23 protein-coding genes are annotated in these 22,292 nt (G+C 63.2%); 15 read left to right on the top strand and 8 right to left on the bottom strand.

Going from position 1 to position 22,292, the window contains the following annotated elements:
* Positions 1-16 precede the first annotated feature (16 nt).
* Genes P9272_RS01305 through P9272_RS01295 form a run of 3 tightly spaced genes read right to left on the bottom strand, consistent with a single transcriptional unit; the run spans position 17 to position 2,345 of the window.
* Complete coding sequence (locus P9272_RS01305) at positions 17-1,357, bottom strand: HAMP domain-containing sensor histidine kinase (protein ID WP_278158254.1); 1,341 nt, start codon at positions 1,355-1,357, stop codon at positions 17-19.
* The gene (locus tag P9272_RS01300) at positions 1,357-2,022 is read right to left on the bottom strand and encodes a response regulator transcription factor (RefSeq protein WP_278158252.1); all 666 of its coding nucleotides are present in this window, start codon (positions 2,020-2,022) and stop codon (positions 1,357-1,359) included. Before P9272_RS01300 ends, P9272_RS01305 begins: the two co-directional genes overlap by 1 nt.
* Positions 2,019-2,345 (bottom strand): PepSY domain-containing protein, encoded by a 327-nt coding sequence (locus P9272_RS01295; RefSeq protein ID WP_278158250.1) that lies wholly within the window; start codon positions 2,343-2,345, stop codon positions 2,019-2,021. Before P9272_RS01295 ends, P9272_RS01300 begins: the two co-directional genes overlap by 4 nt.
* A gap of 127 nt (positions 2,346-2,472) precedes the next feature.
* Between P9272_RS01295 and P9272_RS01290 the strand changes: the two genes are divergently transcribed.
* Positions 2,473-2,739 (top strand): hypothetical protein, encoded by a 267-nt coding sequence (locus tag P9272_RS01290; protein WP_278158248.1) that lies wholly within the window; start codon positions 2,473-2,475, stop codon positions 2,737-2,739.
* Positions 2,740-2,789: 50 nt separating this feature from the next.
* Positions 2,790-3,257 (top strand): DUF2231 domain-containing protein, encoded by a 468-nt coding sequence (locus P9272_RS01285; protein WP_128261221.1) that lies wholly within the window; start codon positions 2,790-2,792, stop codon positions 3,255-3,257.
* 94 nt (positions 3,258-3,351) lie between these two features.
* Here the strand turns inward: P9272_RS01285 and mgtA are convergent, their stop codons facing one another.
* Both mgtA and P9272_RS01275 read right to left on the bottom strand, forming a co-directional pair.
* Positions 3,352-5,910 carry a magnesium-translocating P-type ATPase gene (gene mgtA / locus P9272_RS01280; RefSeq protein WP_278158584.1) on the bottom strand — a complete coding sequence of 853 codons (2,559 nt, stop codon included), beginning with the start codon at positions 5,908-5,910 and terminating at the stop codon, positions 3,352-3,354.
* 130 nt (positions 5,911-6,040) lie between these two features.
* Positions 6,041-6,850 carry a universal stress protein gene (locus P9272_RS01275; RefSeq protein WP_278158246.1) on the bottom strand — a complete coding sequence of 270 codons (810 nt, stop codon included), beginning with the start codon at positions 6,848-6,850 and terminating at the stop codon, positions 6,041-6,043.
* Positions 6,851-7,103: 253 nt separating this feature from the next.
* On the opposite strand from P9272_RS01275, the gene P9272_RS01270 reads away from it, so the two are divergent.
* Positions 7,104-8,591 (top strand): PAS domain-containing sensor histidine kinase, encoded by a 1,488-nt coding sequence (locus P9272_RS01270; RefSeq protein WP_278158582.1) that lies wholly within the window; start codon positions 7,104-7,106, stop codon positions 8,589-8,591.
* Positions 8,581-9,192 carry a response regulator FixJ gene (gene fixJ, locus P9272_RS01265; protein WP_128261218.1) on the top strand — a complete coding sequence of 204 codons (612 nt, stop codon included), beginning with the start codon at positions 8,581-8,583 and terminating at the stop codon, positions 9,190-9,192. The genes P9272_RS01270 and fixJ overlap by 11 nt, the downstream gene beginning before the upstream one ends.
* 60 nt (positions 9,193-9,252) lie before the next feature.
* Here the strand turns inward: fixJ and P9272_RS01260 are convergent, their stop codons facing one another.
* Positions 9,253-9,468: a hypothetical protein gene (locus P9272_RS01260; RefSeq protein ID WP_278158243.1), complete on the bottom strand. Its 216-nt coding sequence runs from the start codon at positions 9,466-9,468 to the stop codon at positions 9,253-9,255.
* 380 nt (positions 9,469-9,848) lie between these two features.
* On the opposite strand from P9272_RS01260, the gene P9272_RS01255 reads away from it, so the two are divergent.
* The gene (locus tag P9272_RS01255; protein ID WP_128261216.1) at positions 9,849-10,385 is read left to right on the top strand and encodes an Hsp20/alpha crystallin family protein; all 537 of its coding nucleotides are present in this window, start codon (positions 9,849-9,851) and stop codon (positions 10,383-10,385) included.
* Positions 10,386-10,453: 68 nt separating this feature from the next.
* Here P9272_RS01255 and P9272_RS01250 read toward each other — a convergent pair whose 3' ends face one another.
* Entirely contained in the window at positions 10,454-10,687 is a 234-nt protein-coding gene (locus P9272_RS01250; RefSeq protein ID WP_128261215.1) for a hypothetical protein, read from the bottom strand.
* Positions 10,688-10,865: 178 nt separating this feature from the next.
* Here P9272_RS01250 and hemA point away from each other — a divergent pair, with 178 nt between their 5' ends.
* From hemA to P9272_RS01200, 10 genes are all read left to right on the top strand, one after another.
* A complete protein-coding gene (gene hemA, locus P9272_RS01245) occupies positions 10,866-12,143 on the top strand; it encodes a 5-aminolevulinate synthase (RefSeq protein ID WP_278158239.1) in 1,278 nt (425 codons plus the stop codon).
* Positions 12,144-12,275: 132 nt separating this feature from the next.
* The gene (locus P9272_RS01240) at positions 12,276-12,644 is read left to right on the top strand and encodes a DUF2267 domain-containing protein (protein WP_278158237.1); all 369 of its coding nucleotides are present in this window, start codon (positions 12,276-12,278) and stop codon (positions 12,642-12,644) included.
* A gap of 2 nt (positions 12,645-12,646) precedes the next feature.
* A complete protein-coding gene (locus P9272_RS01235; protein WP_278158236.1) occupies positions 12,647-13,348 on the top strand; it encodes a phosphoribosyltransferase in 702 nt (233 codons plus the stop codon).
* Positions 13,349-13,359: 11 nt separating this feature from the next.
* Positions 13,360-13,809, top strand: a complete 450-nt coding sequence (locus P9272_RS01230; protein WP_278158234.1) for a pyridoxamine 5'-phosphate oxidase family protein — start codon at positions 13,360-13,362, stop codon at positions 13,807-13,809.
* Between the two features lie 92 nt (positions 13,810-13,901).
* On the top strand, positions 13,902-15,146 hold the full coding sequence (locus P9272_RS01225; RefSeq protein WP_278158232.1) for an MgtC/SapB family protein: 1,245 nt from the start codon (positions 13,902-13,904) through the stop codon (positions 15,144-15,146).
* 111 nt (positions 15,147-15,257) lie between these two features.
* Positions 15,258-16,727: an arginine-ornithine antiporter gene (gene arcD / locus P9272_RS01220; protein ID WP_278158230.1), complete on the top strand. Its 1,470-nt coding sequence runs from the start codon at positions 15,258-15,260 to the stop codon at positions 16,725-16,727.
* Positions 16,728-16,738: 11 nt separating this feature from the next.
* Entirely contained in the window at positions 16,739-17,953 is a 1,215-nt protein-coding gene (locus P9272_RS01215; protein WP_278158227.1) for an arginine deiminase, read from the top strand.
* 11 nt (positions 17,954-17,964) lie between these two features.
* Complete coding sequence (gene argF, locus P9272_RS01210) at positions 17,965-18,966, top strand: ornithine carbamoyltransferase (protein ID WP_278158225.1); 1,002 nt, start codon at positions 17,965-17,967, stop codon at positions 18,964-18,966.
* A gap of 1 nt (position 18,967) precedes the next feature.
* Positions 18,968-19,894 (top strand): carbamate kinase, encoded by a 927-nt coding sequence (gene arcC / locus P9272_RS01205; protein WP_278158223.1) that lies wholly within the window; start codon positions 18,968-18,970, stop codon positions 19,892-19,894.
* Between the two features lie 71 nt (positions 19,895-19,965).
* Positions 19,966-21,240 (top strand): MFS transporter, encoded by a 1,275-nt coding sequence (locus P9272_RS01200; protein WP_278158580.1) that lies wholly within the window; start codon positions 19,966-19,968, stop codon positions 21,238-21,240.
* Here P9272_RS01200 and P9272_RS01195 read toward each other — a convergent pair.
* Entirely contained in the window at positions 21,237-22,208 is a 972-nt protein-coding gene (locus P9272_RS01195; RefSeq protein ID WP_278158221.1) for an alpha/beta hydrolase, read from the bottom strand. The genes P9272_RS01200 and P9272_RS01195 overlap by 4 nt on opposite strands.
* Positions 22,209-22,292 lie beyond the last annotated feature (84 nt).

Here is a 22,292-nt window from a genome sequence, read left to right as displayed (position 1 = left end):
ACGCTCTGAACGCCGCTCAAACATGCCGCGGCAGGTGGATGGTCACCGCCAGACCGGAGTTGACATTGGCCATTTCGAGATGGCCGCCATAGGCTTCGACGATATCCGAAACGATCGCCAGGCCGAGACCGTTGCCGCCGCCCTTGCTGTCGAGCTGAACGCCACGCAACAGAGCGGCGTGCAGGGCGGCCTCGGGAATGCCCGGCCCATCATCGACGACCTTGATGATCACCTCGCCAGCGCTTGCCGATGCGCTCACTTGAACCACTGAGCTCGCGAACCGCGTCGCGTTCTCCACCAGATTGCCGAGAATCTCGGATAGATCGCCCTCGTCGATCGGCGCGGTGAAATCCTCGGCGGCATCGATGACGAATGTGAGCTGCTTGCCCCTCGGCGTGCGCTTGACGACCGCGACCACGCCGCTCGCCACCTCACGGACAACGCAAGCGGCATCGCCCGAAACGCCGGGCGCCAGGCGAGCGCGTGCCAACTCCCGCTCGACGTGACGGCGAATCGCGCTCGCGCTCTTCTCGATTTCGTCGGCAAGTTCGCTTTCGCCCTTCTTGCGTAGGGTCCGGATATCGGCGGACAGGACCTGCAGCGGCGTCTTGAGGCCGTGCGCAAGGTCGGTGGCGCGCGAGCGCGCCCGAGAGAGGGCCTTTTCCTGGGCGTCGAGCAGGCGGTTGATTTCGTCGGCGAGTGGCTGCACTTCGCTCGGCGCGGCGCCGTCAAGCCGTGCCGTCCGCTGCGCGATCACGTTCTTGACGGCGATCCTCAAGCTTTCCAGCGGCGCCAGGCCGACGGTGATCTGGATGAAGAAAGCTCCCATCAGGGCGGACGCCAGCACAATGAGGGCCGGCGCAAGGTCACGGACATACTCGCCAACGGAAACTTCGACATTGCGATGGTCTTCCGCCACTACGGCGCGAAAGACCCGCCCATCGGCATCGGTGATCGTGCGAATGACGGCGACGGTCAGTTCACCGCCCGGCCCCTTGAGTTCTTCCTTCCGAAGTTCGCCATTGCCGGCCTGCTTGGGCAGGGCTAGCGTCGCATCCCACAGGGAACGCGACCGGACGAGGCTGTGGGTGGCCACGTCTTCCACTTGCCAGTAATGGCCGGACAGCGGACTGGCGAAGCGTTGGTCGGCCAACGTGGACGCCACCAACAAACGACCATCGGCCGTGAAGCTCGTCGTGGCGATGAGTTCATTGAGATCGTCCGTCAGTTCACTGACAACACGCCTCTCGACGTTCAGTTCAAACAGGTAGCGAAGACCGACACCGGCTATGGCAAGGGCGATGACAATCGATATCGCGGCAGCCGACCAGAGCCTGAAACGGATCGAATTGCGCATCAATCCGGCCCGTCGGGCACAAGGTAACCGAACCCGCGCCGTGTCTCGATGGCGTTGCTGCCAAGCTTCCGCCGCAGACGCGCGACGATGACCTCGATCGTGTTGGGATCGCGTTCGTTGTCGGAACTGTACAGATGCTCGGCAAGCTCGGTCGACGCGACCACACGGCCGGCATGATGCATCAGGAAGGCCAGAAGCCGATATTCCAGCGGCGAGAGCGCTACTGGAACGCCACGATGCGAGATGCGCATCTGACGCGTGTCGAGCACCAAGGGGCCTGATTTCAACACCGGTGCCGCCTGCCCGCTCGAACGGCGCAGTATTGCCCGCAGTCGCGCCAGCAGTTCCTCCATTTCAAAAGGCTTCGGAAGATAGTCGTCGGCACCGGCATTGATGCCTTCGACGCGCTCGGTCCACAGCCCCCTCGCCGTCAGGATGAGGACGGGAAAACGGCGGCCATTGGCCCGCCAGCGCTTCAGCACCGTAAGGCCGTCGAGCTTCGGCAGGCCCAGGTCGAGAATCGCCGCGTCGTAGTTCTCAACATCGCCCGCGAACCAGGCGGCTTCACCATTGTCCACGATGTCGACGGCCATGCCCGAGGCCTTCAGGACCGCCGCGATGTCGGCGGCAATGCGCGGTTCGTCTTCAGCCACGAGGATCTTCATTTGTGGCCGCCTTCATCGCCCAAGACACCGCCCGCGCCGGCATCGACGTCAACGATCCGGCGCCTGCCATCGGCGGAGACCACCTGAAACCGATAGATCCACTTGCCCTCGACGCGAATGAGATCGACCGAGACAATCTCGCCGGGAGCCTTGGCGCGCACGATCGTCATGATATCGGCAAGTCCCTCGATTTCGCCGCGCTCATAGAGGTCGCGCGCACGATCATGATCATCGTCGTCGTCCTGCGCCCTCACGGCCGACGGCAAGGCCATCACAAGCGCGGCCATGCCCAGAGCTGCCAGGCCCATCGATACGGTTTTCATGGAAGAGAGCTGTCGCATGCGGAAGCTGTCAAACCGCTGTCAATCATCGTCAGCCGGCGGCAAGGGCCACATCTCTATCAAGTGCCATCGCGCCCGATGACGGGTGCGCTGAGAAGGATACGAAACCATGCGCAACTGTCCTGTCTTGCTTCTCGCCCTTGGAGGCCTGACTGCTTTTGTCATACCCGCCGCCGCGGAATCCGACCATGGATCATGCGCGGCCGCACCTGCCGCTTCTTCCGCAACAATCGACCTCGAGTCCATCCCCGTTATGAGCGCCACCGGTCTCAAGTCGGTCAAAGGTGTCGGCGACGACGAATGCGGCGACGTCAAGTCCGTATCCGGCGCGCGCAGCGATCGGGGAGACGCGGAATTCGGGGACAGCGACGACTGACTGCCGCTCAAGCGTCCAGCGACCATCGACCTTTCTGGAGAATATCCGCGATGCCCGAAATTCAGCATATCCATCCCATCCTTGTGCATTTCCCTATCGTGCTCATGTACGCGCTCGTTGTCATCGACCTCGCCGCGCTCGCCCATCGCAATGCAGTAACGACGCGGTCGGGCGTGGGCACGATTTCGACCTTCGCCGCCGTCGGCGCAGGGCTGTTTGCCGTCTGCACCTGGTACTTCGGCGGCATGGCTCTCGACCACGCGGAGGCCGCCGGCTTCAGCAGCGAGATAGCGGAAATCCATGAGGGCCTGGGCGGGATCAGTGCGCTGACCTTTCTTGGCTGGGGCCTGCTCCGGCTCGTCCTGTGGGTGCGAAATCGAGAGCTTGGCACGCTGGCCCCGGCCATTCCCGCGATTGAAATAGCCGGCGCGGCCCTGGTCACCATAACGGGTTATTATGGCGGGCAGCTGGTCTACGACCTTGGCGTCAACGTCACCAAGGCTGCGGTTGGGGGGTGACTTTTCGATCTTCGACCTCGATCCGCCGCCTTGCAGGAAGCGCGCCATTCCACTTTTAGGCCGGTGCGAGTGGCGCGCTACGGCAGTCATCGAGCTAACCCGCGGCACGGCCAGTTCTGGTTGCAACTCGATCCAGATGTGTGCCGGTCGCCTTTCGTCTGCGCTTGCCGCGGCTACCGTGGGCGAAGAGCCAACTCTTGGTGATCTCCGACACAAGCACATACAGCGCGGTGATCGCGAGAAGCCCGGCCAGCACCGGTCCTGGCAGCGGCACAAATCCGAACCAGTTGGCGAACGGAGCGTAAGGAATTGCGATAGCGATGACGCTTACGCCTAGGGCGAGCCCCGCAAGCAAGCGGCTGGGAGGGCTGTTCCATGGCCTCATTTGGGTACGCACGATGAAAAGGATGGCCAGCTGAGTCAACACTGACTCGACAAACCAGGCCGTCTGAAACATGGCCTCGGCAGCATGCGCGACCAATAGAAGGAAAGCAAAGGTCGCAAAGTCGAACAGAGAGCTAACCAGCCCGAAACTCACCATGAAACGTCTTATGAAATGAATGTCCCAGTGGCGCGGTCGGCGCAACTGGTCGGCATCAACCCTGTCACCCGCGATCGCAAGCGACGGAATGTCGGACAGGAAGTTGTTCAGCAGGATCTGCTTGGCCAGCAGCGGTAGGAACGGTAGGTAGAGCGAGGCGGCGGCCATGCTGATCATGTTGCCGAAATTGGCGCTGGTCGTGATGGAGATGTATTTCATCGTGTTGGCGAACGTCTTGCGGCCGTCGTCGACGCCCCGCACAAGCACATCCAGGTCGCGCTTCAGCAAGATTATGTCCGCAGCCTCGCGAGCGACGTCCACAGCGGTATCGACCGAGATGCCGATATCTGCTTCGTGAAGCGCGGGCGCATCGTTGATGCCGTCGCCAAGATAACCGACGACATGGCCGCTCCGGCGCAGCGCCTCGACAATCCGCTCCTTCTGGTTCGGATCGATCTCCACGAAGAGATCGGTATGGCGCACACCGGCGAGAAGCCCATTCTTCGTCAGTTTCGACAGGTCTTGGCCGGTCATGATACTGTCGGACCGGAGGCCCACAGCCTCAGCCAGGTGCGCGGCGACATAGCGGTTGTCGCCAGAAATGACCTTTACGCCAATGCCGCGGTCGGTAAGCGCCGACAGTGTTTTCCGCACCCCCTCTTTGGGAGGATCGAGAAAGAGCAGGAAGCCCGCGAATGCCATTCCGGTTTCGTCGTCACGGCTGAAGCCCGCCTTGTCCTGAAATCTGCGGATCGCCAGTCCGAGAACGCGATACCCTTGCGCGCTCCAGCGCCTGAATTTGTCGTCGATTGCCTGGCGCTCCCGCGCGCCTAGGGGCGCCAAGCCGTGCGGACCTTGAACGAAGCCACAGGCCTCGACGACGTTCTGGACGGCTCCCTTGGTGATGAGGTTCTGTTCGCGCGAACTGTCCTGCACGGCGACGGACAACCGCTTGCGGACAAAATCGTAGGGGATCTCGTCGATCTTGGTAAAACCGGACAGATCCTCCTGCCCATGCGGAGCACCTGCAATTGCCTCGTCCAGGGGATTCTTCAGCCCTGTCTGCAAGGTCGCGTTCAGCCGCGCCCAAAGCAGGACGTCCTTCGAAGCGGTGCCCTCGACATCGAACGATCCATCGAGGTGAATGACACCCTCCGTCAGTGTTCCTGTCTTGTCGGTGCAGAGCAGGTCCATGCTGCCGAGGTTCTCGATCGCGTCGAGCCGACGCACGATGACGCCGCTGGCGGCCATCGTACGCGCGCCTTTGGCCAGGGTGACGCTGATGATCGCGGGAAGTAGTTCAGGCGTCAGGCCGACAGCGAGGGCGAGCGAAAACAAGAGGGATTCGATCAGCGGCCGATTGAGCATCACGTTGGCGAAGAACACCATGATGACGATCGCAAGCATGATCTCGGTCATCAGATATCCGAACATTCTGATGCCTCGGGCGAACTCGGTTTCCGGGATCCGCCGCTCCAAGGCTTCGGCGATAGACGCGAACTCGGTCCGCGCTCCCGTGGCGACGGCGAGCACCTTCGCCGTCCCGCTGCGAACCGAGGTGCCGGTGAACACGGCATTGGTCCGTTGCGCGATGCCGGCTTCGGGCGCGGAACGGCCGGCGGATTTCACGACGGGGAAGGTTTCACCGGTCAGAACGGATTCGCTGACGTTGAAATCCCGCGACTCCAGGACGACGCCATCGACGGGGATGAGATTTCCCGCCGACAAGCAGACGACGTCGCCAGGAACGATGGTGTCGACATCGACAGTCCGTTCGAAGCTGTCCCGAAGCACGGTGGCCTTGCGGGAGATGCGCTGCTGCAGCGCCTCCATGGCACGGGAGGCCCCATATTCCTGCGTGAAGCTGAGGATACAGCTGGCAAGCACAATCGCGCCGATGATTGCTGCTTCATGACCCTCGCCGACGAACACCGAAACGGCGGCGGCAAAGACCAGGATCAGGACCAGCGGGCTGCGAAACTGGCGCACGAATACAGCCAATGCCGATCGGTTGGTCCGAGGCGCCAGAGCGTTTCGTCCGAATTTGGCAAGCCGGGCCGCTGCATCCGCGCTCAACAGTCCGGAAACGGAGGTCTCCAGTTGTCCGACCAGCTGAACCGCTTCAAGCGACCAGTAGGGTTGCCTGGCGATGTCGGGCGCGCGGCCGGTCGACTGCGGTTCGGCGTGCCGGCCGGCCGCTCCTTCCGTCGGATCGGCTCCGCCGGTCACCATGGCCTGCCGATCAGTTCGACAAGAGGCGATTGATATTGCTCTCGCCGATGAGCGTTCGTGTGACCCCGCCGAAGGCCCATTCCCGCAGCCGGCTGTGACCATAGGCGCCGGAGACGATCAGATCAGCGTGGATTGAGCGCGCAAACGCCACCAGCCTGTCGCCATCCGCGTCGCCGGCGATCACTTCGGTTCGCGCCATGACGCCATGCTGTTCCAGAAAAACCGCGACGTCGGCGAGGCTGTTTCGCACATCTTCCCCGGACGCGGTTTCCATCGTGGCGACGACCACCTCGTTGGCCTTTGCCAGAAACGGCAACGAATCGGACAAGGCCCTTCGCGCTTCCCGGCTGTCCTTCCAGGCCACAAGGACGGTCTTGCCCAAGAGATGCTCGGCATTGCCTGCCGCTACCAGCACGGGACGACCGGCGCCAAGCACGAGGCTTCCGACGTCGACGGCACGGAAGACATCCTCCCCGCCCTCGGCGGTCACGATGAGATCGGCTGAGCGGGCCGCAAGGCCGAGGGCGCGGGTCGGTCCGCAAATGTATTGCGTCCATTCGCTGCTGACCGATCCAGGGACGAGCTTCTCGAAGATGTCGCGCAATTCGGCAAGGCGCTTCTCGATCTCGGCGCGCTGGACCTGCATGACCTCGCCTTCGTAGACAAGGCCCTCTCCCGTGGACACCAAAGGCGGGACGTCCGCCGCCGCAAAGCCGACGAGGTGAGCATCGAAGCGCTGCGCAAGTTCCGCCGCCAGCTTCGCGACCGGCGCGGGGTCTGTATCAACGGCCAGATTGACGATTATCGTTTTATAGGACATGCAGGCACCTCGCTCGGAACGCGGAATGCCTTGTCACTTGCATTGTGCGAGCCTGTGATGCCTTGATACGGATCAAATCGTCGCGACGGCGCGGCTGTTTGGCGGGCGGAATGATGAGTGCTAAATCGGCGGCCGCTGCTGTTTCTCGATCCGGAGACTGCTCGTGAGCAAGACGGAACAAGGCGGGCCAGAAGCAGCCAAGCCATCGCCGCTGGCCCTCGATATCTTGCCGGAACACGAGCTTCTCGCCCTGATGTTCGACCGGGCTCCAGGCTTCATAACATTGCTCAGCGAGCCGGACCACATCTTTCAGCTGACCAATGCCGCGTTTCAGCACTTGATCGCCCAGCGGCAGGTTATCGGCAAGTCGTTTCGCGAGGCCTTGCCCGAGCTCGAGGGCCAGGGATTCGTCGAATTGCTCGATCGCGTCTGCGAAACCGGCGAGCCTTATGTCGGCCGCAGTGCCAAGATCGTCCTGCGCAACGATGAAACCGGCCTTGCGGAAGAGCGTATCCTCGATTTCGTCTACCAGCCCGTCAGGGCAAGGGATGGCCGGATCACCGCAATCTTTATTCAGGGCACGGACGTCAGCGATCTGTCATTCGCCAACGCCGCGCTGCAGCTGCGCGAGGATCACCTGCGTTCGATCCTGGCGACAGTACCCGATGCGATGATTGTCATCGACGAAGGCGCCAACATCCAATCTTTCAGCGCGGCGGCCGAGATATTGTTTGGCTACCAGGCTGGCGAGGTCATCGGACGAAACGTCAAGATGCTGATGCCCTCGCCGTACCGGGAGGAGCACGACACATACATGCAGCGTTACCTGACAACGGGAGAACGGCGTATTATCGGTCTCGGCCGAACGGTAACCGGGATGCGCAAGGACGGGTCAACCTTTCCGATGGAGCTAGCGGTCGGCGAAATGCATCCGGGAACGGGCCGCTTCTTCACCGGTTTCTGCCGCGACCTTACGGAGCGCCATATAACGGAAGCCAGGATGCAGGAACAGCAGCAGGAACTCCTGCACATGGCCCGTTTCACCGCGCTTGGCGAAATGGCCTCCACATTGGCACATGAGATAAACCAGCCCCTGACGGCGATCACGAACTATCTCAAGGGCAGCCGCCGTCTCCTGGAGAAGAGCAAGGACGAGAATGCCGCAATGTTGCGGGAAGCTGTGGAGAGGGCCGCCGAACAGGCGTTGCGAGCCGGCGACGTGATCCGCCGTCTCAGGGACTTTGTCGCCAGGGGCGAAAGCGAGCGTCAGGTGGAGCGCCTGTCGGCGCTCATCGAGGATGCTTCATCGCTGGCCCTGGTCGGCGCCAGGGAAGCGGATGTGCGCGTCAGTTACGATCTCGATCCGTCGGCCGAACTGATCTTGACCGACCGGATCCAGATCGAGCAGGTATTGCTGAACCTGATGAGAAACGCCGTGGAGGCCATGCAAGGCGCGCCCCGTCGCGAACTGCGCGTCGTCACCAAGGCGCGAGATGACGCGATGGTGGAGATCGGCGTGATCGACACCGGCCCGGGGTTGGCGCCCGAGGTTTCTGCCCAGCTTTTCCAGCCCTTCGTCACCACCAAGAAGCAGGGAATGGGAGTGGGCCTGTCCATTTGTCGCACTATCGTCGAGTCGCATGGTGGCCATATCTGGGCCGAGTCGGCGCCCGGCGGGGGAACCGCATTCCGGTTCACCTTGCGTGCCGTAGAGAAGGACGAGGTTGCCCGTGGCCAATGATGTCGTTCATGTCGTCGATGATGACGTCGATGTCCGCAAGTCGCTGGGTTTCCTTCTTGCGACAGCCGACTTTGCCGTGCGCCTGCACGAATCGGCGACCGCATTCCTGGCACCGGAACCGAAGGAGATCGACGGCTGCATCGTCACAGATGTGCGTATGCCGGGCATTGACGGCATCGAGTTCCTGCGGCAGCTGAAGGCACGCGGCCTGAATGCGCCGGTGATTGTGATGACAGGTCATGCCGACGTCGCGCTCGCCGTGCAGGCGATGAAGGAGGGCGCTGCCGATTTCATCGAGAAGCCATTCGACGACCAGGTGCTCATCGATGCCATTCGTTCCGCCCTGGACCACCGCAGCCAGCCCATTGCGGCGCACCCGCAATCGGCCGAGATTCGCAAGAACCTTGCGACGCTGTCGGAGCGGGAGCGCCAGGTGCTCGACGGCCTTGTTTCGGGACTGCCGAACAAGACGATTGCCTATGATCTCGGGATCAGTCCGCGGACGGTTGAAATCCATCGCGCCAATGTCATGAGCAAGATGAGCGCCAGCAGTCTCTCGCACCTGGTGCGCATGGCCTTGATCGCCGATCCGAAGAGCTAAAGTTCGTCGCGCTGAAATGCGTGCCGCCCAGAAACGCCGCAAGCCAGCGGGCGGCGCGCATCAGTGCGGATTCTGCGGGAAGCCGAGCTGGCGTTCCTCCGGATTCCAGACACGCCAGTGAGTCGGACGGATGTCGACCCGCGCCCCGTTTGCCACATTCTTCCAGCCTGCCGGCGACTTCTCGCAGGGGAATACAAGCGCGTGCACGCCATCGTCATCGATGACGGCCAGTTCGAGGTTGCGACCGGATGGTGCGCTTGCGATCGGATTCCACATTCGGCCAGTGTGATCGAAGATTCGCGTCGCGCTTTGATTTGAGTCACTTTTTTCGGCCAGGAGGTCCCTTGGCACGGCGCCAATTGAACGAGCGTGGCTGGGGCTATTGATCCCAAATCGTTCCTTCTTGTCGCTTGTTTGACGCGGATCAACGATGGCTGCTCATGCCGGTGCTTTGATGCGGACCTCGACAGGTCGCGCATGAACGGTCGCGGTGGTCCGTGCCAAACACGTACGTCGCGAAGCAGATGGGTCAGTTCAGCGAGGATGCCTGTCGAGCAGGTCCGCCGATCTCTCTCTGGCACGTGCCGGAAAACCTGCGGTGAAAAGAGCGGAGGCGGCGAGACTTGTTGCTCAATCCACCTTTAAGGAGAAAAGCCATGGCCGAAGCCGCTACCAAACTGCCCGTGAGAACCGAGAAGAACGCTCCCGCCCGATCGGATAACTGGGCGGGACCTTTCGAGAGCCTGCGACGCGAAATCGACCGGCTTTTCGATGACTTTCATCCCTTTGATTTCCATCTGCCCGCGACCCGTTCGCTCTTCGGCAGGGAATTCCCCACGAAGCTGCGCAGTGAGTGGTCGGTGGCGCCGGCGATGGACCTGGTGGAAAAGGCCGATGCGTATGAGATCACGGCCGAACTGCCGGGCATCGACGAAAAGAACGTCGACATCAAGCTCGCCAACAACGTGCTGACGATCAAGGGCGAGAAGAAGGAAGAAAAAGAGGAAAAGGAGAAGGACTACTATCTCTCGGAGCGCCGCTACGGCTCCTTCCAGCGCTCGTTCCGATTGCCCGAAGGTGTAAATGCCGACAAGATCGACGCCAGCTTCACCAAGGGCATTCTGACTGTGAAGCTGCCCAAGACGGCTGAAGCGCAGAAGGCCGAGAAGAAGATCACCGTCAAGGCTGCCTGAAGCCACAGTTGATCATTTCCTCAGTGCATCGGGCCGGTGCACTGAGGAGCTTTTCCCCCAACGAAGCCTCATTTCTTTGGGTCCGAAGGTTTCCCAGCTGCCTCGGATTGATGCTCCGCAATTTCGAGCTTCTGCCTCTCGCGTGCAAGCAGGTTCTCGATCACCCGCCGCTTCTGGGGGTCGGTCTCTGTGGCAAGCAAGTCTTCGAAATGGGCAATATTAGCCCGTGCAATGAACCGGTCCACGACTACCCTCAATGCAGGCTGTTCGTCATTCTTACTCCAAATATCGCGGTCATCCATTTTTTTTGTGAAACATGAGTCCGCTGGGTGAAGCCGCCTCCACTCAAATTGTCTCGATCGCCGGAGGCATCCCGGAATTGACATAGCTCAAAGTGAGGTTCTCGCATGCCTCGTATGGTGTCCGCCAGGTAGTTCAACGCGCTACCCAAAACGGATTTAGGCTGCACAGGAGCTCGACATGAATTACCAGCGGTTCTTCGAGGATGCGATCGACCAGCTCCACGCGGAGCGGCGCTACCGCGTCTTCGCCGACCTCGAGCGCATGGTGGGCAAGTTCCCGCGCGCCATCTGGCGTTCCAACGGCCGTGCCCAGGAAATCACCGTGTGGTGCTCCAACGATTATCTCGGCATGGGCCAGAACGAGGATGTGATTGCCGCCTTCCAGAGCGCGGCCGGCAAGATGGGCTCGGGCGCGGGCGGCACCCGCAACATCTCGGGCACCTCCAACCCGCTGGTCGAGCTGGAGCAGGAGCTCGCCGACCTGCATGGCAAGGAGGCAGGGCTCGTCTTCACCTCCGGCTTCGTCTCCAACGAGGCCTCGATCTCGACCATCGCCCGGCTGCTGCCAAACTGCCTGGTGCTCTCGGACGAGCTCAACCATGCCTCGATGATCGAGGGCGTGCGCCGGTCCGGCGCGGAAAAGAAGATCTTCCGCCATAACGACGTCGCGCATCTGGAGAGCTTGCTTCAGGCTGCCGGCCGTGAGCGCGCCAAGCTGATCGTGTTCGAGAGCGTCTATTCGATGGACGGCGACATCGCGCCGATCAGGCAGATCGTCGAGCTGGCCGAGCGCCACAACGCCATGACCTATATCGACGAGGTGCATGCGGTGGGCATGTACGGACCGCGCGGCGGCGGCATCACCGAGCGCGAGGGCCTGGCCGACCGCATCGACGTCATCGAGGGGACGCTCGCCAAGGCGTTCGGCACGCTCGGCGGCTACATCACCGGCACCAGCGCTGTGATCGACGCGGTGCGCTCCTATGCGCCGGGCTTCATCTTCACCACCGCGCTGCCGCCGGCGATCGCGGCGGCCGCCACCGCCTCGATCCGTCACCTGAAGCGCTCGCAGGCCGAGCGCGACGCGCAGCAGCGCCAGGCGGCCAGAACCAAGCAGGTGCTTGCCGCAGCGGGCCTGCCGGTGATGGAATCGGCCACCCATATCGTGCCGGTGCTGGTCGGCGACCCCGAGCTTTGCAAGATGGCGAGCGACCGGCTGCTTGGCGTGCACGGCATCTATATCCAGCCGATCAACTATCCGACGGTGCCGCGCGGCACCGAGCGGCTGCGCATCACGCCGACGCCGTTCCACTCCGACGCGCTGATCGCCGAATTGCAGGACGCGCTGGTCGAGACCTGGGATGCCCTGGGCATCCCCTATGCCGGCTCCGGCCAGCCCGCCGTCGCCAAGACCGATCGGATCATTCCCCTCCTCGTGGCGAAGTCAGGCGGCTGAAGTCCAGGGCGTTGAACTTGATCCGGAGCATGCGGTTCCCGCAGCGAGAGCAACAGTCGAAGGATAACGAGGATGACACACGCAGTTTCACACACTTCGATCACACATGCCGCCGAGCAGGCGCAGCAATGGGTGAACGAGCTTGCCAAAGACCTGGACTGGAACGAGCAGAGCGCATTCCGCCTGCTGAAGGCGGTCCTGCATACCTTGCGCGACTGGCTTTCGCTGGAGGAAATGGCCGACCTGTCGGCCCAGTTGCCGACGCTGATCAGAGGCATCTATTTTGAAGGGTGGAACCCGGCCGAACCGGCATGGGAACGCAAAAAGAGCGACTTCGTCATTTGCGTCCGCAACAGCTTTGGCTACGAGCCGGAGATCGACACCGACAAGGCGATCGGGGCGGTGTTCAGGCTCCTCGACCGGCATATTTCCCACGGTGAAATAGTCCAGGTCCGAAACTCGATGAAGAAGTCACTGCGCCAATTGTGGCCGGAGGAATGACGATGTTTCGCGATCGCCAGGAGGCGGGGCAGAAGCTCGGAGCATCGCTGGACTTGCTTCAGCTGAAGGACCCGATTGTGCTCGCCTTGCCACGCGGCGGCGTCCCTGTGGCCGCCGAGGTAGCCAAGGTCCTCAAGGCGCCACTGGACCTGGTGATCGTTCGAAAGGTCGGAGCGCCGGGCAATCCGGAACTGGCCGTGGCCGCCATCGTGGACGGCGACCCTCCCGACATCGTTCTCAACCGGGAGATCGTAGAGGCTTACGCCCTCGATGACGGCGCGCTTCGTGTCCTGATCGCGCAGGAGCGCCCCGAACTGGAACGGCGACGGGCGGTATATCGTGGGAAAGAGCTGCCCTTGTCGGTGGCTGGCAAAACGGTGATCGTCGTTGACGACGGGGCGGCGACCGGAACGACGATGAAGGTCGCCATTCGCGCGTTGAAGCGACGTTCACCGCGAAAGATCATCGTCGCTCTTCCCGTGGCGCCGGTGGACACCGCGGACGAACTTGCGCAAGAAGCGGATTTGATCTGCCTCAATCAGCCTGCACGTTTCCGGGCGCTCAGCTATTACTACGGCAACTTCCCGCAGCTCTCCGACAAAGAGGTTCTGGATATCATGGCCCTCGCCCGCGGAAATGCCGACCAAAGAAGGCGCTCCGGCCACCACACTGCGAAAAGATCGCGGCGCGAGACCGGCAGCTAGGAGTCTCGCCGATGCAGATTCGCACGCTGTCCACTCTGGAGTGCACCAAACTGCTGACGGCCAATCGCGCCGGCCGCCTAGCCTGCGCGAAGGACGGGCGACCCTACGTGGTTCCGTTCCACTACGCCCATGCGGACAACCACCTCTATGCCTTCTCGATGCCGGGCAAGAAGATCGACTGGATGCGCGCCAATCCGCTCGTGTCCGTGCAGGTCGACGCCCCCGGCGCGGGTCACGGCTGGAAAAGCGTCATCGTCACCGGCCGTTATGAGGAACTTCCCGATCGGATCGGACACGAGGCGCAGCGTGACCATGCATGGTTCGTGCTGAGCAAGCACTTCGACTGGTGGGAGCCAGGCGCGCTCAAGCCGGCCACCACCTCGGATTTGCAGCATCTGCCCCATGTGTTCTTCCGCGTCTCCATCGCGGAAGTTTCGGGCCGCGAGGCGTTGGAGAGCTAGCCCTGCCATGGCGAGGCCAGGCGGTAGCCCTGCCAAGCCGGCCGCTGGCCGAAGCGGCTGGGAGCGCATACAGCCAATCTGAGGTAGCCGCCATGGACACGCTCATTGCCCGGCTCGGGGTCGCCTTGGCAATAGGCCTGCTTGTCGGGTTGGAACGCGGCTGGAGAGAGCGCGATGCGCCCGACCGCAGCCGGACAGCCGGCATTCGCACGTTCGGCATCGCCGGGCTTCTCGGCGGCCTGGTTGGGACATTGGCCGAAGCGCTCAACGCGATTTCGGTGTTGGTTGCAGGCTTCCTTGCCTTCGCTGGCATTTTCGCCTGGTACAAGGCACGCGAAGCCGCCCATGACGAGGATTTCAGCGTCACAACCGTTATGGCGGGCCTGGCCGTCTTTACGCTTGGCGCGCTCTGCGTGGCAGGCGATTTTCGCGTTGCCGCTGCGGGAGGCGCAGCGCTCGCGGCGCTCCTCGCCAGCCGCGAAATCCTGCACGGGCTTCTCAAACGTCTGACCTGGATCGAGCTTCGCTCGGCGCTGGTCCTGGCGGTGATGACCGCCATAATCCTGCCCCTGCTGCCGGACCGTCCATTCGACCCGTGGGGCGGCTTCAACCCGCGGGAGATCTGGCTCCTGACGGTGCTGATGGCCTCGATTTCCTTCGCTGGTTATGTCGCGGCGCGCGTCCTCGGAAATGCCCGCGGTTTGATGGTGAGCGCACTCGCCGGCGCCGTGGTCTCATCGACCGCCGTCACCCTGTCACTGGCCCGCACCGCCATTCGGTCGGACAATTCCTTGTCCTTCGCCGGCGCGGCTTCGCTGGCCGCTATGATCTCGATCTTGCGTGTCTGCCTCGTGGTTCTGATACTGGCGCCGCCGGTGACCGGTTTCATCGCCATACCCGCGCTCGCTGCCGCGCTGACACTCGGCATCTGCGGAACGATCGCGCTGGCAATTCGCGGCAGCAAGCCGGAGAGCGCCGGCGCGACGCGCAATCCGTTCGAACTGCTACCGTTGCTGATCTTTGCGCTGCTGTTCGCGGGCGCCTCGACAGCGAGCGCCGCGCTGGCTTTCCAATTCAAGGAACAAGGCCTGCTGGCGAGTTCCGCGATCGCGGGTGCCTTTGATGTCGATGCTTCGGTGCTAAGCGCCATACGGCTGATCAAGCAGTCGATGCCGATCGAAACCGTTGGACATGCAGTGCTGACAGCGCTGATGGCCAACGCGATCGGACGACTGTTCCTGGCCGTATTCGCGGGTCCGGTGAAATTCTGGCTGCCCCTGGCCGGCATGACCTTGAGCGCCGCTGCCGCGGGCTACTGCGCCATGCTGCTTCGGTAGAGCAGTCGCGGCAAGCCGCCGGCGCTGGGCTCCTGATTTGACACGCATCAAAGCTGCCGGCCCCCTTTCCTGTTGAATTGCCCCCCATCGTTCCAAAGGTGGGAGGGCCTCATGGCCACAACAGACATCAACGTCCCTATCCGGGAAAAAATCGCGAGCCCGGCTTCGGCGAAGCTCCGGCTGGGGTCGCTGACCGCGCTCGTAATCGGCTCGATGGTGGGCTCGGGCGTCTTCAGCCTGCCGCAGAACATGGCGGCCGGCGCCGGCCCGCTTGCGATCCTGATCGGTTGGGCCATCACGGCGGTCGGCATGCTTGCGCTGGTGTTTGTCTACCAGTCGCTGGCAGTGCGCCGTCCCGAGCTCGATGCCGGCCCCTATGCCTATGCAAAGGCCGGCTTCGGTCCGTTCGTAGGCTTCAACAGTGCTTGGGGTTATTGGATCAGCGCATGGGTGGGCAACGTCTCCTACGCGGTGATCGTTTTCAGCGCACTGTCTTATTTCTTCCCCGCCTTCGGCGACGGAAACACCTGGCAGGCGGTGCTCGGGGCATCGATCCTGCTGTGGCTCATCCACGTTCTGATCCTTGCGGGCATCCGTCAGGCGGCGGTCGTCAACACCATCGTGACCGTAGCCAAGATCGCGCCTGTCGTCCTGTTCGTCGGGATCGTCGCCGTCGCGTTCAAGCTCAATGTCTGGACACTCGCCTTCGCCGGGCTCGGCAACGGCTCCCTCGGCACCATCGCCGCCCAGGTCAAGAGCACGATGCTGGTTACGCTGTGGGTGTTTATCGGCATCGAAGGCGCCAGTGTCTTCTCCGCCCGGGCGGAGCGCCGCAAGGACATTGCGACCGCGACGGTGCTCGGCTTCTTCACCTGCCTTGCGCTCTATGCGCTGGTCTCGCTGCTTTCGCTCGGCATACTGAGCCAGCCCGAACTTGCCGCCCTGAAGAACCCGTCGATGGCGGGAGTGCTTGAGGCGGTTGTCGGGCCCTGGGGCGCCGTGCTTATCAATCTCGCGCTCGTCATCTCCGTCGTCGGTGCCTTCCTGAGCTGGACGCTGCTTGCAGCGGAGGTTCCGCATGTCGCCGGAAAGGACGGGACCATGCCGAAATTCTTCGCCCGGGAAAGCGAACGCGGCGTTCCCGCGACGTCGCTGCTGATCACCAATCTGCTCGTCCAGGCCTTCCTGGTGATCACGCTCTTTGCCCACAGCACCTACCAGGCGCTCTTCTACATCGCTTCGACCGCTATCCTGGTGCCCTACATCTTCTCGGGAGCCTTCGCCGCGAAACTGGCATTGACCGGAGAAAGCTACCAGGGCGGCGAAGGGCGCACCGGACCGCTCCTCGCCGGCGTGCTGGCAACGATCTACGGGCTGTGGCTCGTCTATGCGGCGGGGCCTGCGTACCTGTTCATGTGCGCGATCCTCTATGCCCCGGGCATCATCTTCTACGTATGGGCTCGCCGCGAGGGCAACCAGCGTGTCTTCCACCCGGTGGAAGCCGTCATCGCAATCGCGCTCGTCGCGGTCGCAATCCTTGCCGTCTACGAGATGTGGACCGGCGCTGTCAGCGCGCTTTGAGAGGCCGTACGATGACAAATCTGGGAGTGCATTCGGAAGTCGGCCGCCTGCGCGAGGTCATGGTCCACAGACCGGATCTCAGCCTGCGCAGGCTGACGCCGGATAACTGCAAGGCGCTGCTGTTCGACGACGTGTTGTGGGTGAAGCGGGCGCGCCAGGAACACGACGTCTTCGTTGACGCCTTGCGCGAGCGCGGTGTGGTGGTGCATTCGTTCGGCGAGCTGCTTGCCGAGACAATGGGCATCGGCAAGGCTCGCGACTGGCTTCTCGACCGCCGGGTGCATGCCGGCGTGGTCGGCCTCGACATGGTCGACGAGATGCGGGGCTGGCTGAACGAAATGTCGGCCGGCCTGCTGGCAACCTGTCTCGTCGGCGGCATTGCGCGTGCCGAACTGCCGTTCGAGCCCAAGGGGCTGACCGGAAGGACGCTAGCGCCGCAGGACTTCGTGCTGCCGCCGCTGCCCAACCAGTTGTTCACCCGTGACAGCTCCTGCTGGATCTACCGTTCCGTGTCGGCCAACCCGATGTACTGGGCCGCCAGGCGTCCCGAGGCAGCCAACGTCGAAGCCGTCTACCGCTTCCATCCAAGGTTCCGCGACAGCGGCATCCCGTTCGTCTCGCCCCAGGCCGGGATGGGCGTCAGCCTCGAGGGCGGCGACGTCATGCCTGTCGGCGAAGGCGTCGTTCTGGTCGGCATGGGCGAGCGCACCACGCCGCAGGCGGTCGGCGATCTTGCGCGAAGCCTGTTCGCCGTGGGGGAGGCCACGCGCGTGATCGCGGCTCTGATGCCCCGCGACCGTTCCTTCATGCATCTCGACACGGTCTTCACCTTCTGCGACCGGGACCTCGCGACCATGTATCCGCCGGTGGTCGAAAGGCTGCGCACCTTCTCGATCCGGCCCGGAGACGGCGATGCGGCGGTCGAGGTCAGGGAGGAGAAGGAGCCCTTCATATCAGTTGTCGCGGAGGCGCTCGGACTGAAATCGCTGCGGATCATCGCCACCGGCGGCGACCGCTACGAGGCCGAACGCGAGCAGTGGGACGATGGCAACAACGTCGTCGCCGTCGAGCCGGGCGTCGTCATCGGCTACGACCGCAATGTCTATACCAACACTCTTCTGCGCCGCGCGGGAATCGAGGTGATCACCGTCGAGGGTGCCGAGCTCAGCCGCGGCCGCGGCGGCGGCCATTGCATGACCTGCCCCGTCGCCCGAGACCCGCTCTGAAAGGACCCCCAATGTCGATCAACCTTCATGGACGCTCGGTGCTCTCGCTGGACGGCCTTTCGGCGGACGAGATCCGCTTCCTGCTGAAGCTGGCCGCCGATCTGAAGGCCGCCAAGCAGGCCGGTCACGAGACACCGCGCCTCATTCGCAAGAACATCGCGCTCATCTTCGAAAAAGACTCGACGCGCACGCGGACGGGATTCGAAGTGGCCGCCTACGACCAGGGCGCCCACGTCACCTATTTCGGCCCCAGCGGCAGCCACATCGGGCACAAGGAGTCCATGAAGGACACCGCGCGCGTGCTCGGCCGCATGTATGATGCGATCGAATATCGCGGCTTTGCACAACATCAGGCCGAGCTGCTTGCCACGCATGCCGGCGTGCCCGTCTACAACGGCCTGACCAATGAAGCGCACCCGACCCAGATCCTCGCCGATTTCATGACTATGCGTGAATTCACGCACAAGCATTTGTCCGACATGACGGTCGCCTTCGTCGGCGAGGGTCGGGACAATGTCGCGCTATCCCTGGCCGTGGGAGCTGCCAAGGTCGGCATCGACATGCGTATCGCTTCACCCAAGGAGCTTTGGCCGGACGACGAGTTCTGCGCCCATGTGAGAACCCTGGCGGAGCGCAGCGGCGGCCGTTTCAGGCTGGACGAAGATGTGAAGAGCTGCGTCGAAGGCGCCGACTTCATCTACACGGATGTCTGGCTCTCCATGGGTGAGGACAAGTCGGCCTGGGCCGAGCGTATCCGCCTGCTGACGCCCTATCGGGTGACGAGCGAGGTGATGTCGGCCAGCGGCAATCCGCACGTGAAATTCATGCATTGCCTGCCGGCATTCCACGACACCGAGACCGAGGTCGGCGCTTCTGTCGCGCGCGAATTCGGCATCGACTGCATGGAGGTTACCGATCAGGTGTTCGAATCCGGCGCGTCGATCGTGTTCGACCAGGCGGAGAACCGCATGCACACGATCAAGGCGCTGCTCGTCGCCACGATCGGCAATTGAGATGCTGATCGTTGCGGCTCTCGGCGGGAACGCGCTGTTGCGGCGCGGCGAGCCCATGACCGCCGAAAATCAGCGCGGCAATGTCAAGCATGCGGCATCCGCCCTGGCGGCGCTTATCGACCAAGGCCATTCGCTCGTTGTCACGCATGGCAACGGCCCGCAGGTCGGCCTGCTGGCGCTGCAGTCGGCGGCCTCGACCGACGGCGCTTTCCCGCTCGACGTGCTCGGCGCCGAAAGCGCCGGCATGATCGGCTACATGATCGAGCAGGAACTTGCCAACCTCACCAGCCAGAGGCTGTTCGCGACATTGCTGACCCAGGTGAAGGTCGACCCGCGCGACCCCGCCTTTGCCCATCCGACGAAACCAATCGGCCCCGTCTATGACGAGGCGACAGCGCGACGGCTCGCGGGCGAGCGCGGTTGGACCGTTGCGCCCGACGGCGAAAAATGGCGCCGTGTCGTGCCCTCGCCGCGGCCTCTCGATATCCTCGAAGTGTCGGTAATCTCCTATCTGGTCGAACATGGCGTCGTCGTCATCTGCACGGGTGGCGGAGGTGTCCCGGTCATCGCCCGCGACGATGGCAGCATGATCGGCGTCGAAGCCGTCATCGACAAGGATCTGGCAAGCTCGCTTCTGGCGCGTCAATTGAAGGCTGACATGCTGCTCATGCTGACCGATGTCGATGCGGTCTATGCCGGCTACGGCACGCCGCAGGCCCGCGCGCTCCGGCGCGTTGCCACGGCAGAGATATCCGGACCGAGTTTTCCGGCCGGATCCATGGGGCCGAAGGTCGGCGCCGCGATCGAGTTCGCCGAAGCAACGGGCAAGCCTGCCGCGATCGGCAAGCTCGAAGATGCCCCGGCAATCGTCAGGGGCGAGCGCGGTACCTGGTTGGAAGCCCCGGCCAAGGAGCCGCAAAACAGCTGATCGCGGTGTACACTGGGCACCGCAAGTTCGCTATGTTGAACATGCCCAATGTCGGCGTGCCCAGGGGAGCCATGAAGCAGTTCGAGACAATGGAGACCACCCGCACCCGCCTTGGAATCATCCCCGCGGGGATTTGGGCGTTGGGCTTCGTGTCTCTGTTGATGGACGTCTCGTCGGAGATGATCCACGCCTTGCTGCCGATCTATCTCGTCACCGTCATGGGCGCATCGATGGTGACCGTCGGCACCATCGAAGGCATTGCCGAAGCGACGGCCGCCATCACCAAGGTTTTTTCCGGCGCGCTGTCGGATTGGCTGGGAAAACGCAAGCTGCTGGCGGTAATCGGCTACGGCCTCGCCGCTCTCACCAAGCCGGTATTCCCTCTGGCTTCTTCGATTGGCTGGCTTGTGGCGGCTCGCTTTGTCGACCGTGTCGGCAAGGGCATTCGCGGCGCCCCGCGCGATGCCCTGGTTGCGGACATTGCCCCCGCCGACGCGCGCGGCGCGAGTTTCGGACTTCGCCAGGCACTCGACACGGTTGGGGCGTTTGTCGGGCCGCTGCTCGCGATCGGCCTCATGTGGCTGACCGCCAATCAGTTTCGGACCGTGTTCTGGGTCGCGGTTGTTCCAGGCCTCCTGGCGGTCGTCCTGCTGGTTACCGCTGTCCGCGAGCCGGACCGGCCAGCGGACCTGCGCGAAGTGCGCGCCCCCTTGAGCCTGCCAGAGCTCAAGCGCCTTGGCTCATCCTTCTGGCTGGTTGTTTGCGTGGCCACCGTGTTCACCCTGGCCAGGTTCAGCGAAGCGTTTCTCATACTGCGCGCGCAGGGCATGGGCCTGCCGATCGTGCTCGTCCCGCTGGTGCTTGTCGTCATGAACGTGGTCTACTCGCTCTCGGCCTATCCGGCCGGCGTGCTCTCCGATCGCATCAATCGCCTGACGATGCTCATTCTCGGCTTCCTCTTCCTCATTGCCTCGGACATCGTGCTGGCGTTCCCTGGAAATCTGGCGGGCGCAGCGCTCGGCGTGGGGCTGTGGGGCCTGCATCTGGGGCTTACGCAAGGCCTCCTGGCAACGCTCGTCGCCGACACCGCCCCGCCGGAACTGCGAGGCACCGCCTTCGGGATGTTCAACCTGTCGACTGGACTTGCGCTGCTCGCCGCCAGTCTGCTGGCGGGCACGCTCTGGGACTTTTTCGGACCAAGGATGACCTTCCTGGCGGGCGCGGGCTTCACGGCGCTGGCGCTCCTCGGGCTTGGCCTCGTCCGCCGGCTAACGCCGACCCTTGGCCAAGACGGAAAGGCTCCTGCGGCGGTCGTCACACCGACAATTACCGGTTCCGCGGGCTAATGGTTTGATGGGATCAGGCCCGCGCCGGCCAGAAAGGTACGGATTGCCGTGCGAACCTCCTGCGTCCGCCCGACGAGAAGGTGTCCGCCGGTATCGTAGACCACCAGCTTGGCGCGGGGAATCCTGGCCGCCGCGAACTCGGCTGCCGGCAGCGTGTTGAACAGGTCGTCGCGCGCCGAGACGATCAATGTCGGCGCAGCGATTTCAGCTAACGACTGTTCGTGCAGCTCCGGAGCGCTGTCGATATTGATGCCGGAGAAGCGCAGCGACAATGGTTCAACGCCTCTGACGAAGCTCATGACACGGTCCCTTTCGGCTTGGGGCGCGGCCGCTACCAGCGCCGGCCGAACGCCGATGAAGCGAATGAGTACTGATGGCACGATATTCTCGGCAGCCCACCAGGCGAAATCGCCGCCGGTGTTGACGGCCCAGAACGCAAACCTGTTACCCCGGCCCACGTCGATCGAGACCGGACTGGCGGGCGAATAAAGGGCGGGGACGACCAGAATGAGAACGGCAACCTTGTCCGGGTGCCGCCGGCCCAGCTCGACCGCGGACCGAGCGCCAGCCGAAACCCCGACGACCACCGCTTTGGAAACGTCCAGTTTGGTGAGCAACGCCGCGAGCGCATCGGCCTGAGCGGCTGGAGAAGGGTCTTGCGGAACAGGCGTGCGCAGATAGCCGTAGCGCGACGGCGCGATGATCCGGAAGCCCTCCCCCACAAGGCTGGAAGCAAGGGCAAGCCCTTGGTCAAAACCGCCGCCGGCGCCATGGATCGAAAGCAGCGGAATGCCCGCGCCGCTGTCGGCGTATTCAACCGGGCCGCTGTCGAGACTGGCAATCCGACTACCTCGGCTAACGCCTTCGCGCAGCAGCGCAAGCTCGTTCCTGTAGAGCAGGAAGGCCACACCGCTCGCGGTCGCGACGGCGATGAGCATGACCAGCAAGAAACCGATTATTCGACTCATGCGAAGACTCCGCCGGTTCAGCGACTATCGGCCTGGCTCGCTCGAAAGCAAGTTCATCTGCCCAGACGGATGATGACGCGTTGA

This window comes from Mesorhizobium sp. WSM4976, assembly GCF_029625685.1.
Classification (GTDB): domain Bacteria; phylum Pseudomonadota; class Alphaproteobacteria; order Rhizobiales; family Rhizobiaceae; genus Mesorhizobium.
This window is presented reverse-complemented; position numbering and strand designations above follow the sequence as displayed.

Coding starts and splice junctions, on each gene's coding strand:
- P9272_RS01305 (WP_278158254.1), bottom strand. CDS start 1,357: ATGCGCAATTCGATCCGTTTCAGGCTCTGGTCGGCTGCCGCGATATCG.
- P9272_RS01300 (WP_278158252.1), bottom strand. CDS start 2,022: ATGAAGATCCTCGTGGCTGAAGACGAACCGCGCATTGCCGCCGACATC.
- P9272_RS01295 (WP_278158250.1), bottom strand. CDS start 2,345: ATGAAAACCGTATCGATGGGCCTGGCAGCTCTGGGCATGGCCGCGCTT.
- P9272_RS01290 (WP_278158248.1), top strand. CDS start 2,473: ATGCGCAACTGTCCTGTCTTGCTTCTCGCCCTTGGAGGCCTGACTGCT.
- P9272_RS01285 (WP_128261221.1), top strand. CDS start 2,790: ATGCCCGAAATTCAGCATATCCATCCCATCCTTGTGCATTTCCCTATC.
- P9272_RS01275 (WP_278158246.1), bottom strand. CDS start 6,850: ATGTCCTATAAAACGATAATCGTCAATCTGGCCGTTGATACAGACCCC.
- P9272_RS01270 (WP_278158582.1), top strand. CDS start 7,104: ATGTTCGACCGGGCTCCAGGCTTCATAACATTGCTCAGCGAGCCGGAC.
- P9272_RS01260 (WP_278158243.1), bottom strand. CDS start 9,468: ATGTGGAATCCGATCGCAAGCGCACCATCCGGTCGCAACCTCGAACTG.
- P9272_RS01255 (WP_128261216.1), top strand. CDS start 9,849: ATGGCCGAAGCCGCTACCAAACTGCCCGTGAGAACCGAGAAGAACGCT.
- P9272_RS01250 (WP_128261215.1), bottom strand. CDS start 10,687: ATGGATGACCGCGATATTTGGAGTAAGAATGACGAACAGCCTGCATTG.
- hemA (WP_278158239.1), top strand. CDS start 10,866: ATGAATTACCAGCGGTTCTTCGAGGATGCGATCGACCAGCTCCACGCG.
- P9272_RS01235 (WP_278158236.1), top strand. CDS start 12,647: ATGTTTCGCGATCGCCAGGAGGCGGGGCAGAAGCTCGGAGCATCGCTG.
- P9272_RS01230 (WP_278158234.1), top strand. CDS start 13,360: ATGCAGATTCGCACGCTGTCCACTCTGGAGTGCACCAAACTGCTGACG.
- P9272_RS01225 (WP_278158232.1), top strand. CDS start 13,902: ATGGACACGCTCATTGCCCGGCTCGGGGTCGCCTTGGCAATAGGCCTG.
- arcD (WP_278158230.1), top strand. CDS start 15,258: ATGGCCACAACAGACATCAACGTCCCTATCCGGGAAAAAATCGCGAGC.
- P9272_RS01215 (WP_278158227.1), top strand. CDS start 16,739: ATGACAAATCTGGGAGTGCATTCGGAAGTCGGCCGCCTGCGCGAGGTC.
- argF (WP_278158225.1), top strand. CDS start 17,965: ATGTCGATCAACCTTCATGGACGCTCGGTGCTCTCGCTGGACGGCCTT.
- arcC (WP_278158223.1), top strand. CDS start 18,968: ATGCTGATCGTTGCGGCTCTCGGCGGGAACGCGCTGTTGCGGCGCGGC.
- P9272_RS01200 (WP_278158580.1), top strand. CDS start 19,966: ATGAAGCAGTTCGAGACAATGGAGACCACCCGCACCCGCCTTGGAATC.
- P9272_RS01195 (WP_278158221.1), bottom strand. CDS start 22,208: ATGAGTCGAATAATCGGTTTCTTGCTGGTCATGCTCATCGCCGTCGCG.